Below are 15492 nucleotides of genomic sequence, written 5' to 3' on the forward strand. Positions count from 1 at the left end.
TACGTGATGGATAAGTATTCCTGAGTGGATAATCTAGTTAGAATATCGGAGATTCAACGAGACTAGATGTATTTCACTTCCCCTCTATTCCCATACTGTAAATTCTTATTACTGGGACTCCATTAATTGGCATGGCGTCTGAAAACAAACATCAGACGTTCCTCTATCGTATCATAGATCGACTTGTCGGTGAAGAAAATCTTGTCCAATTTAGAGAGGACTTCAAGTGGATAGTCTATAATAACATGAAAAAATTCAACCGGTGGAACCCATCTCAACAGTATCTACAGAAGGAAACTCTTGCAGCCAAAAATAAAGCCCGTCGGTCAACGTGGGACCGGGTCGGATTCATAATCGGACTTATAACATCCTTATCCGTCTTTTTTCCACTTCCTTCCGCATCTCTTCTTTCGATTACGGGAGTATTTATTAGTCTTCTAACTGCATTACGTCGAGTTACCGTGACAATGCTTCTTTTTGATGACCCATATCGGATTTATAATCATCGTCGGCTGAAATTCGCTTGCGCTTGGAATCGTGCCATGAACGGTTGGACATCGTTATGTGTGATGCCGTTAGGGATTTTAAACACAATTACTCCTGAGAAATATAACATAGGTCTATGGGTGCTTGAGAATGCCGTACAAAATCGATACGACTAGAGGAAGAAGATGGTTACAGTACTGAACCTCATATTGGGATTTAGCACGCCGGACGTGCCGCGTTCTAAGGGCTTCCCAGAATAAAAGAGCCGAACACTTTCCCCTATTTTCACCGGAGAAAGCGCCCGCGTTCAGTCCCACTCGGGGGCGAGGCCCTCGACGAGTCGGTCGATATCCGTCGACGTGTTGACCGCGTGAATCGAGGCGCGAATCGCGTCCGGTTTCGGCAGCGCCCGGACGACGACGTCCGCCTCGGCGAGGCGGTCGACGGTCGCCTCCGGGTCCTCGACGGCGACGGTCACCAGCCCCGATTCGGGCGTCTCGGGGCTCCGAAGGGCGTCGTTCGGCACCGAGTCGACGAACCGGGAAGCCAGCCGCTGGATGCGGCCCTGTATCCGGTCGACGCCGACCTCGTCGATGACGTCGATGGCCTCCCGGAGGGCGACGTGCGGGGCGGGGTTGGCCGACCCGACCTCGAAGCGGCGCGCGCCCGCGGCGAACTCGTAGGGGTCGGCGGTCGGCGTCTCGACGCTTCGGTAGCCCACGGTTCGCGGCGCGAGCGATTCGGCGACCTCGCGGTCGACGTAGAGGAAGCCGCCGCCCCAGAGCCCGAGCAGCCACTTGTGGCCCGCGGCGGCGACGATGTCGGCGTTCCACTCGGCGACGTCCATCGGCATCTGGCCGGGGACCTGTACGGCGTCGACGAGCGTGCGGGCGCCGGCGTCGTGAGCGATATCGACCAGTTCGGCGACCGGTAGCCGCGTGCCGTGGGTCCACGTCACCGCGCTGAAGACCGCCAGTTTCGCGTCCTCGACGGCCTCGGCGAAGTCGGCCGGGTCGACGCGGCCGGCGTCGGTCTCGACGACGCGAACCTCGACGCCGTCCGCTCGGAGCCGCTGCCACGGGAGGATGCCCGCCGGGTGTTCGAGGTCGGTCCGAACGATGACGTCGCCCGGCTGCCAGTCGATGGCGTTGGCGACGGCGTTGATGCCGGCCGTCGTGCTCTCGGTGAGCGCGACCTCGTCGGGCGCGGCGCCGATGAACGAGGCGACGCGCTCGCGGGTGCGGTCGAACGCTTCGAAGGCCGCCCCGTAGGGGTCGTCCCGAACGGGGGCGTGGTACTCGTGTGACTGCTGGAATTCGTTGGCGGCCTCGACGACGTATCGGGGGCTCGGCCCGTGGGCACCGAAGTTCAGGTAGGCGGCCTCCCCAAGTGCGGGCACGTCCGTCCGGAGTTCGGTCGGATTCATCGTGCCTTCGAGGAGGGTTCGGTGAGACGACCGCCGAGCGCGACGGCGGATGCGGACGGAGCCGAATCGAACGGGGCGATACGGTCTCTACCCGTTTCGCGTATAGCCATGTCGGACGATACGTCACGAGTGTTTAATAATTTTGGGTATATTATACAATACTATTTCGACAGGGCACCGAGCACGCTCACCATGACGACTCGAAAAGCGTTGGATGTGGCGGTATCGACGGAACCGAAGGGTCTATGCGGCGGTTTCGGCAGCGCCGTCCGGAGGTTCCTCGGCCGGGAGGCGAACCTCGAAGGTCGCGTCGTCGGGCGAGAGGTCGAGGTCCCCGTCGGCCTGTGAGACCGTCCACTCCAGACACCAGAGTGCCAGTCCTTCGGCGTGGTTGAGGGGCGTCTCCTCGCCGTCCTCAACTGCCCGGACGTCGAGTCGAGGCAGTCCGTCGCCGTCGTCGTCGACACGGAGAGCCACCCGCTCGTCGCCGTCGGCGCCCGGTTCCGCGGTGGTCACCGTGACCTCGACGGTCACCGCCCCGTCGGTGTGGTCGACGATCTGGTCGACGACGTCCGCGACGGCTATCGGCAGCGTCGACGTTGCTTCGGCCGTCGGCAGCGCCTCGTCGGCGTCGACCCTGACGTCCGCCTCCGGGGCCGACGTCTCCACCTCGTCGAGTGCCGGCCGGAGGTACTCCTCGAGCTGGAGGCACGTCGTCTCCTCGTTAGTCTCGGCAATTAGCTGTTTGATTCGCTGGGTGCTCTCGGAGATGTCGACGAGTTCCCACGCGGCCTGCTGGATGGCCTCGAGGTCGTCGGTCACCGCCTCGTCGTCCGTCCGCGAGGTGGCCAGTTCCGCCCGGCCAGTGATGACGTTGACGTCGTTTCTGACGTTGTGCCGAAGGATGCGGTTGAGCACGGTCACCATCGACGACCGCTCTTCGAGGGCCGCGTTCGAGTCTTCGAGTTCCTCCTTGGTCCGCCGTATCTCCTCGATTCGCCGCTGGAGCGTATCCCGCGTCGACGCCAGCGTCCGGTTGAGGTCGCCGAACTCGTCGGGTCGGTCGGTGTCGAACTCGACGTCGTATTCCTCCGCCTCGATGCGTTTCGCCCGTTCGGTCAGCGCCGACAGCGCCCCAGTCACGTCGGCGCCGAGAACCGCCACCACCCCGAGGAGGCCGACCAGCGCGAAGACGGCGATGCCGCCGATCCACGTCCGGGCCTGCCGGAGGATGACGTAGGCTTCGCTTTCCGGCGCGTGCTCGACGACGACCCAGTCGGTGCCGGCCACCGGGGCGTACGCCGCGACGTACGCTTCCGACCTCGACGAGTCGTAGACCGGCGACTCCGTGAACCCGGACTCCCCGCGAAGGCCGCTGCTGACGATGGGCGCCCGGGCGCTTCCCTCGCGGTACTGCGTCAGCGTCGCCGCCCCGTCGTCGGCGAACACGACCGTTCCGTTGGAATCGACGACGCGGGTGAACCCGCCGTCGACGGGGTGTTCGAACCGCTCGAAGACGCCGGCGGTATCGAACTCCACGACGAGCAGTCGCCCCGGCATCGGCCGAATCGGCGTGATGAACCCGACGACGGTCCTGTTGCCGACCCGATACGGCCGCGTCAGTTGTACCGCGTCGAAATCGCGGAACGCGAACCGCTCTTCCCACGGCAGTCCCCGAACCGTCGTCCCCGCCAGTTCGCGGTCGGTACTCGTGGCGACGGTCTGGTTCTGCCGGTCGATGACGTACGCACGGACGATGTGGGCCTCCTCTCGGTTCTCGCGCTGGGCGCGGAGGTACGCCCTGACCGACGTCCGGTTTCCGGTCTCGTAGACGGGGTGTTCCGAGAGGACCCGCGTCACCAGTCGGTTCTGACCGTTCCACTCGTCGAGTTCCTCGGCCTCGGCGGTGGCGGCACTCGCCATCGACTGCTCGACGTTCTCCTCGATGAGCGCACCGACCTGCACGTACAGGCCGACAGTAACGAGGCTGATGACCACGAACACCGCCAACAGCGCCGCGGCCAGTTTCCACCGGAACGAGGACCGCACGGCGTCGACGACCCGCCCGACGACGGGAATCGACGACGGCGACTTACGCATCGCGTCCCTCCAGCGACCGCAGATGCGCCTTCGCGACCGCGTTCGGGTGGCGCTCGTCGATGAGGACGCGGCGGTTGAGCCGTCGCATCGTCGCCTCGTCGAGCGATTCGACGACGGGCGTCAGCACCTCGAGGATACGCGGCCGCGCCTCGACGGTCGGGGTGTGGGCCGTCGGCATCGGTTGATACGGGAGGAAGTAGTCCCGGTCGTCGTCGAGGACAACGAACGATGGGCGTTCGAGTTGCGGGTCCGTAGCGAACCCGCTGGCGAGCCGGATATCCGCTCGCTTCAGCAGTTCGTAGGTCAGTCCGGTGGACGTGACGACGAACGGCTCCGATTCGAGCGCGGTTTTCGCGTCCGCGCCGACGCCGTAGTAGTCGAGCAGGCCGTTCCAGCCGTCCTGTCGGTGGTAGAACTCCTCGTTGACCGCGACGCCGAGGGCGGCCTCGCCGTCGAGATACTCGGCCAGACCGCCCAGCGTCGTGACGCCGGTTTCCTCGACCCACGTCCGGTCGGCGACGACGACGTACTCGTTCGAGAAGGCGGCCGGCTCCGCCGTGTGAATCCCCCGTGTTTCCGCGTCGGCCCGGACCTGCTCGTAGAGCCGGTCGGGGTCGGTCACCCGCTCGTCGTGCCGGGGCGGGAGTTGCGCCCACGCCGTCCCCGTATACTCCCAGTAGAGGTCCTTGTCGCCGCTGGCCGTCGCCTCCCAGTTGGCAAGCGAGTCACCGGAGCCGATGCCGTCTATCGCCCGCACCCCATCGACCGTTCGGAGGCGCTCGTAGGCGAGATAGCCCAGAATTCGCTGTTCGGTAAACGGCTTCGACCCGACGTGAACCGGCGTTTTCGCCCCTTCGGACCCGGACGCGACGGGGTTCGAACAGCCGCTTAGCAGGGCCGCGGTGAGCGCCCCTCCGACACGCCCGGCCCGCCTGAGATACCGCCGACGCGTGGAGGGCATATATCAACGTGTGACGACGCGATGGATATATACCTTGGCTCGCTGAGAGAAATCGTCCGTCGGCGACCCACGGCGGGCGGCGAACGGCGACCAACCCGAGACGGACGGCCGCCTACGACTCGGTGCCGTCGGCCCGCGAGCGGCCGATGGCCGCCGCGATGGAGAGCAGATACCCGAGCCCATGCTGGACGTCCGGGTCCCGCGAGGCCTTCACCAGCCCGAGGGGGCCGACCTTCTCCGGCGGCTCGCTTTCGGCGTCACCGACGCCCTCCATGACCGTCTGGAGGCCGCTCCGGGCGTCCTCGTCGGCCGCCGTCTCGGCGACCTCGCCGAGCGACGAACCCGTCTTGGCGAGCGACCGGACCATCTCGTCGTCGAGTGCGGCGGTCAGCAGCGAGGCGACCTCCGCGAGTTCGACCAGTTCGTCGAGCGAGCCGGACCGCTGGAGGACGACCAGCGATTCCAGCGCCTCCTGCAGTTCCGCGCCGTTCTGGCCGACCGACTCGGCCAGCCCGACGGTGTCGTCGGTCGCGAGACCGTCGGCGGATTCGGCCAGCGTCGCCGTCGTGTCGGCCATCTCGCGGACCATCTCGTCGGTGAGGGCGCCCTCGCCGAGCGCGAGCACGTCGAGCAACTCGTTGACGGCGTCCAGTCTGCGGACGAACTCGGCGACTTCGTCGGGGTTCTCGGCGATGGCCTCCTCGAGTTCGGTCCCGTCGAGGGGCCTCTCCTCGGAAGCGGCCTCCGCTGTGGACGTTTCCTCGGACATGGTCAGAGCAACCCCTTCGCGGTGAGCCAGTAGGATTCGTTGTACGCGAGTTTCGACCAGTGGAGCTTCTGGGACGGCGGCGCTGGCGACGGCGGGTTCTCGTAGTCGAACTCGACGAACGAGGCCGCGTCCATGCCGGTCTCGATGAAACACAGCGTCTTGCCGTCGTAGGTCGCTGTGGCCGGCCGGCCGCGAATCTCGCTGGCGAGTCGCTGGCCGACGACGCCCGCCTGATAGTGGGCGACGCTGCCGGCGTTCGGCACGCCCGTATCGGCCGTGTCACCGAGCGCGTAGACGTTCTCCGCGGCCTCGGCTTCGAGGGTGTGTTTGTCGACGTCGACCCAGCCGTTGTCGCCGAGGCCCGCCTCCTCGACGAGGTCGATACCGCGGTGGGGCGGAATCGATACGAGGAGGTCGTAGTCGATATCAGACCCCTCCATCGAGGTGATGATGTCCGCTTCGGGGTCGATTTCCTCGGCGTTGAAGAACGTCTCGACGTTGATGTCGCGGTCCTCCATGATGGGCTGTGCCCACTCGGCGATGTGGGGGTTGCCGTGGACCCGCTGAATCGGGTAGGTGTAGGTGATATCGACGTCCTCGCGGAGGCCGCGCTCTCTGAACCAGTCGTCGGCCATGAACACGAACTCCAGCGGCGCGGCCGGGCACATGTGCGGCGTCCCGATGACGCTCAACACGAGGTGGCCCTCGGTGAAGGAGAGCAGTTCCTCGCGGAGCGTCTCGGCGCCCGATTCGCTGTAGTAGTTGTGACCGGCGTCTTCGAGGCCAGGAATCTCCTCGGGCGCGAGCGTCGACCCGGTCGCGAGGACGAGGTGGTCGTACTCGAGCGAGCGGCCCTCGCGACACCGGAGCCGCTGGGCGTCCGTGTCGATGTCGGTCACGCGGTCGATGCGGAGGTCGATGCGGTCGTCGACGAGTTCGGAAAGCGGCCGGCGGCCGTCCTCGGGTTCGCGCTGGCCGAACGGGACGTACAGCCAGACCGGCTTATAAACGTGGTCGGGGTCGTCGTTGACTAGCGTGACGCGGACCTCGCCGGAATCCAGTTCGGTATCGAGGCGGTCGGCGAGGTCGTTGGCCAGCACGGTCCCGCCGGTCCCGCCACCGAGGATGACGACGTGTTCGGTCATGCTTTCTCCACGTAGAACTCGTAGTGGTCCTCCAGTTCCTCGACGGCGAGGAGTTCGTTGCCGGCCTCCTCGGCCCACTCGGAGACGTCGGTCAGCGACTGTTCGTTGTCGCTCAACAGTCGCACGACGTCGCCGGACTCCACGTCCCGGATCTTGCCGATGAGGTCCATCAGCGGGCCGGGGCAGGCGGCGCCACGGGCGTCGACGGTCGCGGTTGGTTCGATATCGGTTTCGGCCATTGGTACGGGTGAACCTTCGGGAGGGACGTATTAATATTGTGCTCTGATTCCAAGATAGTGAAACACCGGTTCGTGGGTCAGGCCACGACCCCGAAGGCGAGGAAACGGCCGCGCTACCGCTCGAAGCAGAGCGCGTAGTGGTAGGGCGGCAACTCGACGCGACGGACGGTCGAAAACGGGGCGGCGTCCTCGACGACGGCCCGCGTCTCCGAGGGCGACACCCGGAGTTCGGTCGGTGGCCCGCGCGGTTCGCCCATCACGGTCGTCTCGGTGCGCGGGCGGTCCTGCCAGTTGACGACGAGGAACCGTCCGCCGGGGGCGAGCGCCTCGAACGCCTCCGCGGCGAAGGCCGCGGGGTCGTCGATTCCGTGGAACGTGTTCGCCAGCAGGACCGTATCGACGGCCTCGGGCAGGCCGTCCGTCAGTGCCCGCGCGTCACAGCAGCGTGGGTCGACGTTGTCGATGCCCTGTCGGTCGGCGAGGGTCTCCAGTTCCGCGAGTAGGGCCTCGTCGAGGTCGATGGCGTACACCGTTCCGGGGGCGGTTATCAGGGCCGCCGGGAGCGCGAAGTAGCCGTTGCCGGACCCGACCTCGGCGAGCGATTCGCCCGCCTCGACGCCGAGTCGGCGCAACGTCTCCCCGGGCGTCGGCCATAGCCGACCCCACCAGTCCCAGTCGGGTTGGCCCGTGTTCTGGAATCGCACCATCCTACCGCGCCGGGCAGGTATCGACACCGAGGATGCGGTAGATGAGACACATCCGGGTCAGGGCGGTCCCGACGAGGACGCCCCCGACGACGATGGCGATCAGGGCGACGGTGTAGCCGAGTTCCACGACGCCGGCGAAGTTCGCGAGGCCGAGCGCCGCCAGTATCACGCCCGCCACGAGTCGAACGGTCCGGTCGGTCGAGCCAATATTGGTCTCCATACCCAATATTACGCCCCATCTGTATTTAAGTACTTGTGGCGATTCCCACGGACGGGGACCGTCCGTCAGCCCGTCGCTCGATACGCTGTCACCGAATCGCGCTCGCCAGCGCCGCCGGGAGGCGGGCGTAGACGGTCGCGTTGCCGACGAGGGCGTCGACCGTCGTGTACTCGTCGACGGCGTGGACCGTGTCGGTCCCGAAGGCGAACTCGACGGTCGGAATTTCAGCGTTTCTGAGTTTCTTCGCGTCGCCGCCGCCGGTCGCGCTTCGTCGGTAGACCCGCTCGCCTGCCACGTCCTCGGCGGTCGCGGCGACGGCTTCGACCAGCGGGCTATCGAGGGGTTCGGCCGTCCCGACGCTCCAGGAGACGTCGGCGATGGTGACACCCTCGCAGTCGGCGGCACACGCCCGTATCTCCGAGAGCATCTCCGGCGTCTCGACGCCCGCCGTCAGCCGGATGTCGATTTCGGCGCGGGCCGACTGCGGAACGCTGTTGATGGCCTCGCCGCCCTCGATGGTCCCCAGATTGATGGAGGGCGACGTGAACAGCTTTCGGGCCTCGGTTTCGCCCATCATCGGCGCGTAGTAGTCGACCGACTCCTCGATGATGGGCGCCATCGTGGTATCGAACTCGAACGTTCGGGTGCCGAATCGCTCGCGAAGCGTCTCGATGCCCTCGTAGAGGCGGTCGATGGCGTTCTCGCCGAGCATCGGTCGCGACCCGTGGGCGGCCTCCCCGCGAGCCTCGAGGGTCAACCAGATGCTGCCGCGGTCGGCGACCGTCACCGAGTGGCGGCCCTCCTCGCAGGTCGGTTCCCCGATGACGCAGGCGTCGGCAGCGAGGCGGTCGGCCTCCAGAAGCGCCGGCAGGCCGGCGTCGCCGCCGACCTCCTCGTCGCTGACGAACGCGAAGGCGAGGTCGAGCGGCGGGGTCGTTCCGGGTTCGGCGTAGGCCTCGATGACCAGCAGCATCGCGGCGACGGCGCCCTTCATGTCGGTCGCGCCGCGGCCGTAGACGCGGTCGTCGACGCGTTCCCCGAGCGGGTCGTGGCTCCAGGCGTCGGCGTCGAACGGCACCGTATCCAGATGGCCGTTGTAGAGGAGCGTTCCGTCGCCGGCCCCCTCGACGGTGACAAGCAGGTTCGGTTTCGCCGGGTCGACGGCGAACCGTTCGACCTCGACGGGAAGCGGGGCGAGTTGTGCCTCCAGCAGGTCGACGATTTCGTGGGTCGACCCCGGCGGGTTCGCCGTATCGACCGACAGCAACTCGAGCGTGCGTTCAATCAGTTCGTCGCGACGGTTCGCAACGGACTCCGCGGGGGCGTCGGCGGCCATCGTCAGTCGCGGTTCTCCCCGGTGCCGTCGTGGTTCGCCTCGCTGTCCGCGTTCGTTCCGGCCGGGTCGCCGACGACGAACGTATCTCGCATGTCCCACCGTTCGGCTGGAATCGGGAAAAGGATTCGCTGCAAACGGCTGCTTTCACCGAATCGAGCGCCCGAACCGCCGATGGCGTCGAGCAAAACGGGGGCCCGACCCATCGATGACAGTGGGTGTACGAACGGCAATTTTCAGGAGCGGGGGTCTGCCCAGTCATTAACGAGGGTCGCGTTCGTAGTGAGCCCAACGAGCATGAGTGACAATCCGGTCGCAGGCGACCACGGGAGAGCGTGACCGTGTCCGACGGAATTCGTCGTCTCCCGGCGTTTACCGCACTCAGTGGGCAGGCGGTACTCGACGGCCACCGGAAGGGAGCCAGTATCCAACTCGACGAGACATATTTCGCCGGCCAGATACGGGCGCTACAGGCGGACGAGTTCCCACCCGGTGAGCGACGACTAGCCGCCCTGCGAGACTCCAGGGAGACCTACGAGAGCATCGACGTGGAGGTCGAATCGCTCACCGAACAGCACCTCTGGGACGCCTCGCGTCGGTTCCGTCGACGATTGAGAACCGTTCCGGAAGTGGCGCATCTCGACCGGCATTTCCCGGGTCACTGTTTCGTCGTCCCCGAGTGGCTACGGACTGACAACCGTCTCCATTACGGCGCTCGCGTCTACCTCTTCCGGGAAGATGACGCCCCGACGCCGGAGACGGTTATGCAGGAGAACATCGCGGCGGTCGTAGCGGATTCCTTCGGGGACTTCGAGCGGTATCAGGGCCGCTTGCACGGCTATCCCGACTGCTGTATCGACTTCTATCAGGACCGGTCCCCGGACTCGCCCGCACCGGAGTGGCAGGCCATCGCCCCGTTTGCCGACCGGATAGACGAGGACGCGCTCGGAGCAGGCCCAGCCGGGTCGATAGACGATGTGGTTCCGGCGTTTCCCGATACCGAGGCGGAATACGCGTTCTTCGCCAGGGAGTTCTTCCCCGAACCGGGGTGTGAGACGGCCCGAACCAAGGGCCGAGCGGTGTACGATACCCTCGCCGCAGTCGTCGACGAACGGCTCGTCGAGGACTACTTCAAACTCACGTTCGGGTTCAACTATCTCGTCGCGCAGGCCGTTCACACCGGCGGTAACCGCCGTCCAACCCCGGGAGACCTCGGACGGGAGGACCTCCTCTTTTATGCGCCGTTGGGCGAGTTGACCACGCTGCCCCGCTATTCCTGAAGCCGGGGCGTAACAGCCGAACGCGTCCACCAGGACGCCGGCATAACCCTACATAAATTATCAAATGAGAATTATTTCCGATGAACATTTCCGATTATACGCGGATACAATCCGTCTTTCGCCACTTTCTGAATGTTCAGAAAGGGCGACAATATATGCGCATTGAGAACAATAGTCTAGTGCTATGGAACGATTGCCACGTGGTAAGGGAAAGCGACGTACGGTCCTCAAATCGATTGCCACGCTTTCGGCGGTGGGCGTCGCCGGGTTGGCGGGCTGTACCGGCGACGACGGGAACGGAAACGGAAACGGTGCGGACACGATTCCGGGGAGCGACTATCCGGCGGTCGACGAGTGGATGACCGAAACGGACGTCGGTGATGCGGCGAATAATTACGATGGGGAGATCATGGATCTCCGTGAGGAGAGCGATGTGTCGATAGACGTCGGAGCCGGGGACGACGGGTTAGCGTACGGACCATCCGCGGTAGCTGTTTCGTCCGGAACCGAGGTACTCTGGGAGTGGACCGGTGAGGGCGGAGCCCACAACATCGAGGCCGAACCGGACGATCAGATCGGCGAATCCGACTACGAGTTCAGTTCCGGTGAAGCAGTTGATGGAGCCGATAACGAGTACTCGCACACGTTCGACGAGTCCGGCATCGCACTCTACCACTGTGAACCACATCTGTCGCTCGGCATGAAGGGCTCTATCGTCATCGACTGAGGCGGGTTCGACGCCTATTCCGCTCCGGCGATTCGTCCACCTCGGACGCGATTGCTCGGCGGTGGCGTCCGGCGGGATACGGCGGGACCCGCGGGTCGTCCCGGCCGGTGAGAAACGGCCGAAAGCATAGAACCGACGAACTGCTAGACACGGATATGAGCACGGACTGGATGGCCGAGATTCAGGCGGACCGTGAGGCGAAAGACGAGTACTTCGGGACGAACCCCCACTCGCCGATACCGGCGGCCGAGCGGGACGGCTTCGAGGGGCTTTCCTACTACCCCATCGACGAGTCGTATCGGTTCGAACTCCCGTTGCACGAGTACGACGACAGGGAGTCGGTGACCGTCGGCACCAGCACCGACGGCGAGCGGGACTACCTCCGGTGGGGGCAGTTCCGGTTCGAGGTCAACGGCGAGGAAGTCACCCTCGAAGCCTACAAGAGCGACCCCGACGACGAGCGGCTCTGGGTGCCCTTCCGCGATGCAACCAGCGGCGAGGAGACCTACGGCGCCGGCCGCTATCTCGACCTCGAACCCGAGAGCCACCGAACCGACGACGGAACGTGGGTTCTCGATTTCAACGAGGCCTACAATCCGACCTGTGCCTACTCCGACGAGTACGAGTGTCCGCTCCCGCCGACCGAAAACTGGCTCGACGTGCGAATCGAAGCCGGCGAAAAGGCGTACCACTAGACGCGACCGTTCGAAGCGCGCGGTTCACTCGTCGTCGGGCGAGGCCAGCAGGTCCGCCTCGTGTGCCGCGACGGCCTCGACGACCGTCTCGGCGTCCTCCTCGGGGACGTCGAACGCGTCGAGGCTCTCGTAGAGGAGGTCGACCGCCCGCTGGATGTGGTCGGGCGTAAACGGGACGTGGAGGTGTGCCTCACGAACCGGAGCCGCGTCGTAGGACTCCGGCCCGCCGGCCGCCTCACAGAGGAAGTCCGTCTGCGTCTTTCGGAGCCCCTCCATGTCGGCGTCTTCGAAGAACGGTCCCAACTCATCGTCGGCTACCAGCCGGTCGTAGAAGTCGTCGACGACCGCCCGGATGCCGTCGCGGCCGCCGAGCCGGTCGTACAGTGTCGTGTCACTCATAGCGAATCGTAGGCGTCGTGTGCGTCGATGGGGTTCCGCGACCGCCGAACCCACACTACCGTACGATAGAGGGATTCGCGTACAAGAATCCCCCGCCGGTTCCCAGTTTCCGAAACACGTCCGGCCCCAGAGCCCGCTTCGGCCCCTCAACAGCGCCCACAACGTCGCCGCTGATAGACGAGCAGCCCGGCGAAGGCGACGACGCTCACGGTGCCGAGAAGGGGCCGAAGCGGGTCGAAGTAGGTCATCAGCGCCGACGAACTGAACAGCGCGAGCAACACCGCGTTACAGATGGGACAGCCGAAGGCGAGGAAGCCGCCGACGATGCCGCCGGCCGCAAAGCGGTCCCCGATGGGGTCGTCGGTCAGCGACCGCTGGTAGACGAACGCCGCGGCGAAGGCGGCAGTCGCGACGAGGAAGACGTAATCGGCCGGCGTGCGCTCGACCATGCGAACGTAGATTGGGTTCGGGAGGAGGCCCGTCACGACCCCGAAAAGCAGGAACGCGCCGATACCGACGCCGAGGCTTCTGAGGAGACGCCACTGGCGGCCCGAGCGGTCGGCGTCCGTCACGAGAGGAGCCCCCCGTCGATGGAACAGGTCCGTGGGTCGCCGGTCCGACCGAGGAAGACGACCAGAAGGAGGATGCCGCCGAGTCGGAGGAGGTTCCCCTCGAAGGGGAGGGCCGCCATCGCGCCGACGAAGCCCAACGCGCCGAGGACGCCGGCGCCACAGCTCGCACAGCCGGCGGCCAGAAAGCCCGGAAGGATACCGAGGGCCGTCGAGGCGCTCCGTCGGCAGGCCCGACGGAAGAGGGTAACGGCGTTCGTCACGGCCACGCCCGTCAACAGCGCGTAGGCCGCGACGAGGCCGAGACCGAGCCAGCCGACGCTCAGATACGTCTCCCGAGTGAGCGAGGCGACGGCATAGAAGACGTCCGTCGGGTCCCGCGTCAGAAGCTGTATCGTGAACTGCGGGAACGTACTCAACACCAACAGCGCGTAGGTCAGCACCGCGACGGCACCCGCGACCAGCAGTCGGCCGTTCGACGTGAGCGGATAGCCGAGCGCCGACGCGAGGTCGCGGGCCCACGCCGATGACAGACGCGTCTCGGTCATGCCTGTCGAACCTGCTCGATGGCGCTCTCGAAGTTCTCGTAGGGGTGGGCGCCGACGAGTTTGCCCGCCGCCTCCGAGTCACGATTGTAGATGACGAACCCCGGCGTGCCCTGTATCCCCGCCGACTGCGCGATTTCGAGGTTCGGGTCGATGGAGGCGCGGATGTCCTCGCCGCGGTTCTGCCGGCAGGTCTCGACCTCGGAGACGGCGACGCCGTCGGTTCGCTCGGTGACGCCCCGGAAGGTCGCCTCGTCGGCCCAGTCCTTGCCGGATTCGGCCTGTTCGTCGAAGGCCGCCTCGTGCCAGCGCCAGAAGGCGTCCGGGTTGCTGTCGGCGACCTGCGACCAGACACACCGGCCCCAGACGGCCGCCGGCATCGAGTACTCCCCGATGTTGGGATACGAGAGGGTGACGAGTCGCACCTCCCCGGTATCGAGGTAGTTCTCACCGATGTCCGGAAGCGTCTCCGTCTCGAACTTCTTGCAGAAGGGACAGAGGTAATCCGTCCAGTAGTAGATATCGACGGGCGCATCGGATTCGCCGGCGATGGGCCGGCCGGCGAGTTCGACGCCGAGGCCGGTCGTCCCATCGCTCGACTGGGAGGACTCGGGGACGTACGCCGAACTACTCGATTCGGAGCGGGAGGCGAGATACGCGATACCGCCGCCGAAGACGGCCGTCGCTCCGCCGGCGAAGAGGGCCCGTCGCCGGGTAATATTGCTCTTAGTATCCATTTACGTGCAAGAACACCATCGACGTTGATTGGCTTTATGGTTGTTGGCCACCCGATTCGACCGGTACAGTCCGCAACCGTCGGTGTCGGTGTCGAAAGAGTTTTTCTGCGAGCGCCCAATATATTACAGGAATGCCACTCCCTATCGACCCCTCGCAAATCGATCCGGACGAAATCGGTGAAGAACAGACGACCCTCGAGATGGGCCACGAGGAAGCCATCGAACACGTCCGCGAGGCCTTCACGGACGCCGGGTTCGGCATCCCGGTCGAGTTCTCCGTCTCCGAGATGCTCAACGAGAAGGTCGACGCGGGGCGGGACCCCTACTACGTCCTCGGCGCGTGCAACCCCTCGGTCGCCGACCGCGCGCTCGACGCCACCGACAACCGCCTCGGCGCGCTGATGCCCTGCAACGTCGTCGTCTGGGAGGAAGCGCCCGGCCAACAGCGCGTCTACCACGTCTCCATCATGCGCATCGCGCGCCTCCTCGGCATGTCCCCCGACGACGAGGAGATGGCCGACATCATCGCCGAGACCGGCGAACTCGTCGACGACGCCTTCGGGAACCTGTAAATGGGGTATCACACCTTCGACGCCTCCGGTGCCGACCGACTCGAAGACGCGGCCCGACGGTACCGGTTCCTCTCGGCGGAGGAACTGCTCTGGGCCGTCGCCCCCGAGGGGACCGACACCGTCGCCGACCTCGGGAGCGGCACCGGCTTCTATACCGACGAGGTCGCCCCGCACGCCGAACAGGTGTACGCCGTCGACATACAGGAGGAGATGCACGACTACTACCGGGAGAAGGGCCTCCCGGAGAACGTCGAACCCGTGACCAGCGGCGTGGGCGACCTCCCGCTCGCCGACGACGCCCTCGACGCCGCGTTCTCGACGATGACCTACCACGAGTTCGCGAGCGACGAGGCCCTCGCCGAAATCGGCCGCGTGCTGGCGCCCGGCGGACGACTCGCCATCGTCGACTGGGCCGCGACGGGCAGCGGCGAACACGGCCCGCCGGTCGACGAGCGGTTCACCGCCGACGAAGCGACGGCGGCGCTCGGCGACCACGGCTTCGACATCGTCCACGAAGCGGTTCGACCCGAAACGTTCCTCGTAGTCGCCACGCTCGGCGAAGCATAGTCGCCCGACGACCGG

18 protein-coding genes are annotated in these 15492 nt (G+C 65.6%); 5 read left to right on the forward strand and 13 right to left on the reverse strand.

Going from position 1 to position 15492, the window contains the following annotated elements:
* Window positions 1–793: 793 nt before the first annotated feature.
* The 9 genes from U5914_RS12605 to U5914_RS12645 form a co-directional block, all read right to left on the reverse strand.
* Window positions 794–1912, reverse strand: coding sequence for an aminotransferase class V-fold PLP-dependent enzyme (locus U5914_RS12605; RefSeq protein ID WP_336136122.1), 1119 nt, complete (start codon window positions 1910–1912; stop codon window positions 794–796).
* Window positions 1913–2155: 243 nt separating this feature from the next.
* Window positions 2156–4012 carry an ATP-binding protein gene (locus U5914_RS12610; protein WP_336136123.1) on the reverse strand — a complete coding sequence of 619 codons (1857 nt, stop codon included), beginning with the start codon at window positions 4010–4012 and terminating at the stop codon, window positions 2156–2158.
* Entirely contained in the window at window positions 4005–4973 is a 969-nt protein-coding gene (locus U5914_RS12615) for an ABC transporter substrate-binding protein (protein WP_336136124.1), read from the reverse strand. The genes U5914_RS12610 and U5914_RS12615 overlap by 8 nt, the downstream gene beginning before the upstream one ends.
* Before the next feature lie 112 nt (window positions 4974–5085).
* The gene (locus U5914_RS12620) at window positions 5086–5742 is read right to left on the reverse strand and encodes a helical membrane plugin domain-containing protein (protein ID WP_336136125.1); all 657 of its coding nucleotides are present in this window, start codon (window positions 5740–5742) and stop codon (window positions 5086–5088) included.
* Window positions 5743–5744: 2 nt separating this feature from the next.
* Window positions 5745–6887, reverse strand: coding sequence for an NAD(P)/FAD-dependent oxidoreductase (locus U5914_RS12625; protein WP_336136126.1), 1143 nt, complete (start codon window positions 6885–6887; stop codon window positions 5745–5747).
* Window positions 6884–7126: a sulfurtransferase TusA family protein gene (locus U5914_RS12630; RefSeq protein ID WP_336136127.1), complete on the reverse strand. Its 243-nt coding sequence runs from the start codon at window positions 7124–7126 to the stop codon at window positions 6884–6886. The genes U5914_RS12625 and U5914_RS12630 overlap by 4 nt, the downstream gene beginning before the upstream one ends.
* Before the next feature lie 113 nt (window positions 7127–7239).
* On the reverse strand, window positions 7240–7833 hold the full coding sequence (locus U5914_RS12635; protein WP_336136128.1) for a class I SAM-dependent methyltransferase: 594 nt from the start codon (window positions 7831–7833) through the stop codon (window positions 7240–7242).
* Window position 7834: 1 nt separating this feature from the next.
* A complete protein-coding gene (locus tag U5914_RS12640) occupies window positions 7835–8053 on the reverse strand; it encodes a YgaP family membrane protein (RefSeq protein WP_336136129.1) in 219 nt (72 codons plus the stop codon).
* An 88-nt stretch (window positions 8054–8141) separates the two neighbouring features.
* Window positions 8142–9389 carry a M20 family metallopeptidase gene (locus tag U5914_RS12645; RefSeq protein ID WP_336136130.1) on the reverse strand — a complete coding sequence of 416 codons (1248 nt, stop codon included), beginning with the start codon at window positions 9387–9389 and terminating at the stop codon, window positions 8142–8144.
* Between the two features lie 338 nt (window positions 9390–9727).
* Here U5914_RS12645 and U5914_RS12650 point away from each other — a divergent pair, with 338 nt between their 5' ends.
* The 3 genes from U5914_RS12650 to U5914_RS12660 all read left to right on the forward strand — a co-directional run bounded on the left by U5914_RS12650 (window position 9728) and on the right by U5914_RS12660 (window position 12088).
* Window positions 9728–10666, forward strand: coding sequence for a hypothetical protein (locus U5914_RS12650; RefSeq protein WP_336136131.1), 939 nt, complete (start codon window positions 9728–9730; stop codon window positions 10664–10666).
* Window positions 10667–10850: 184 nt separating this feature from the next.
* Window positions 10851–11393: a halocyanin domain-containing protein gene (locus U5914_RS12655; protein WP_336136132.1), complete on the forward strand. Its 543-nt coding sequence runs from the start codon at window positions 10851–10853 to the stop codon at window positions 11391–11393.
* Between the two features lie 155 nt (window positions 11394–11548).
* A complete protein-coding gene (locus U5914_RS12660; protein WP_336136133.1) occupies window positions 11549–12088 on the forward strand; it encodes a DUF1684 domain-containing protein in 540 nt (179 codons plus the stop codon).
* 24 nt (window positions 12089–12112) lie between these two features.
* Here the strand turns inward: U5914_RS12660 and U5914_RS12665 are convergent, their stop codons facing one another.
* The 4 genes from U5914_RS12665 to U5914_RS12680 all read right to left on the reverse strand — a co-directional run bounded on the left by U5914_RS12665 (window position 12113) and on the right by U5914_RS12680 (window position 14338).
* Window positions 12113–12487 (reverse strand): truncated hemoglobin, encoded by a 375-nt coding sequence (locus tag U5914_RS12665; RefSeq protein WP_336136134.1) that lies wholly within the window; start codon window positions 12485–12487, stop codon window positions 12113–12115.
* 146 nt (window positions 12488–12633) lie between these two features.
* Entirely contained in the window at window positions 12634–13059 is a 426-nt protein-coding gene (locus U5914_RS12670; protein WP_336136135.1) for a hypothetical protein, read from the reverse strand.
* Complete coding sequence (locus U5914_RS12675; RefSeq protein WP_336136136.1) at window positions 13056–13604, reverse strand: hypothetical protein; 549 nt, start codon at window positions 13602–13604, stop codon at window positions 13056–13058. Before U5914_RS12675 ends, U5914_RS12670 begins: the two co-directional genes overlap by 4 nt.
* Window positions 13601–14338, reverse strand: a complete 738-nt coding sequence (locus tag U5914_RS12680) for a DsbA family protein (RefSeq protein WP_336136137.1) — start codon at window positions 14336–14338, stop codon at window positions 13601–13603. Before U5914_RS12680 ends, U5914_RS12675 begins: the two co-directional genes overlap by 4 nt.
* A gap of 131 nt (window positions 14339–14469) precedes the next feature.
* On the opposite strand from U5914_RS12680, the gene U5914_RS12685 reads away from it, so the two are divergent.
* Both U5914_RS12685 and U5914_RS12690 read left to right on the forward strand, forming a co-directional pair.
* On the forward strand, window positions 14470–14910 hold the full coding sequence (locus U5914_RS12685) for a DUF302 domain-containing protein (protein ID WP_336136138.1): 441 nt from the start codon (window positions 14470–14472) through the stop codon (window positions 14908–14910).
* Window positions 14911–15477, forward strand: coding sequence for a class I SAM-dependent methyltransferase (locus U5914_RS12690; RefSeq protein WP_336136139.1), 567 nt, complete (start codon window positions 14911–14913; stop codon window positions 15475–15477).
* The last annotated feature ends 15 nt before the right edge of the window (window positions 15478–15492 follow it).

The organism is Natronomonas amylolytica, from assembly GCF_037031205.1.
In the GTDB taxonomy this organism is placed as follows: Archaea; Halobacteriota; Halobacteria; order Halobacteriales; family Haloarculaceae; genus Natronomonas; species Natronomonas amylolytica.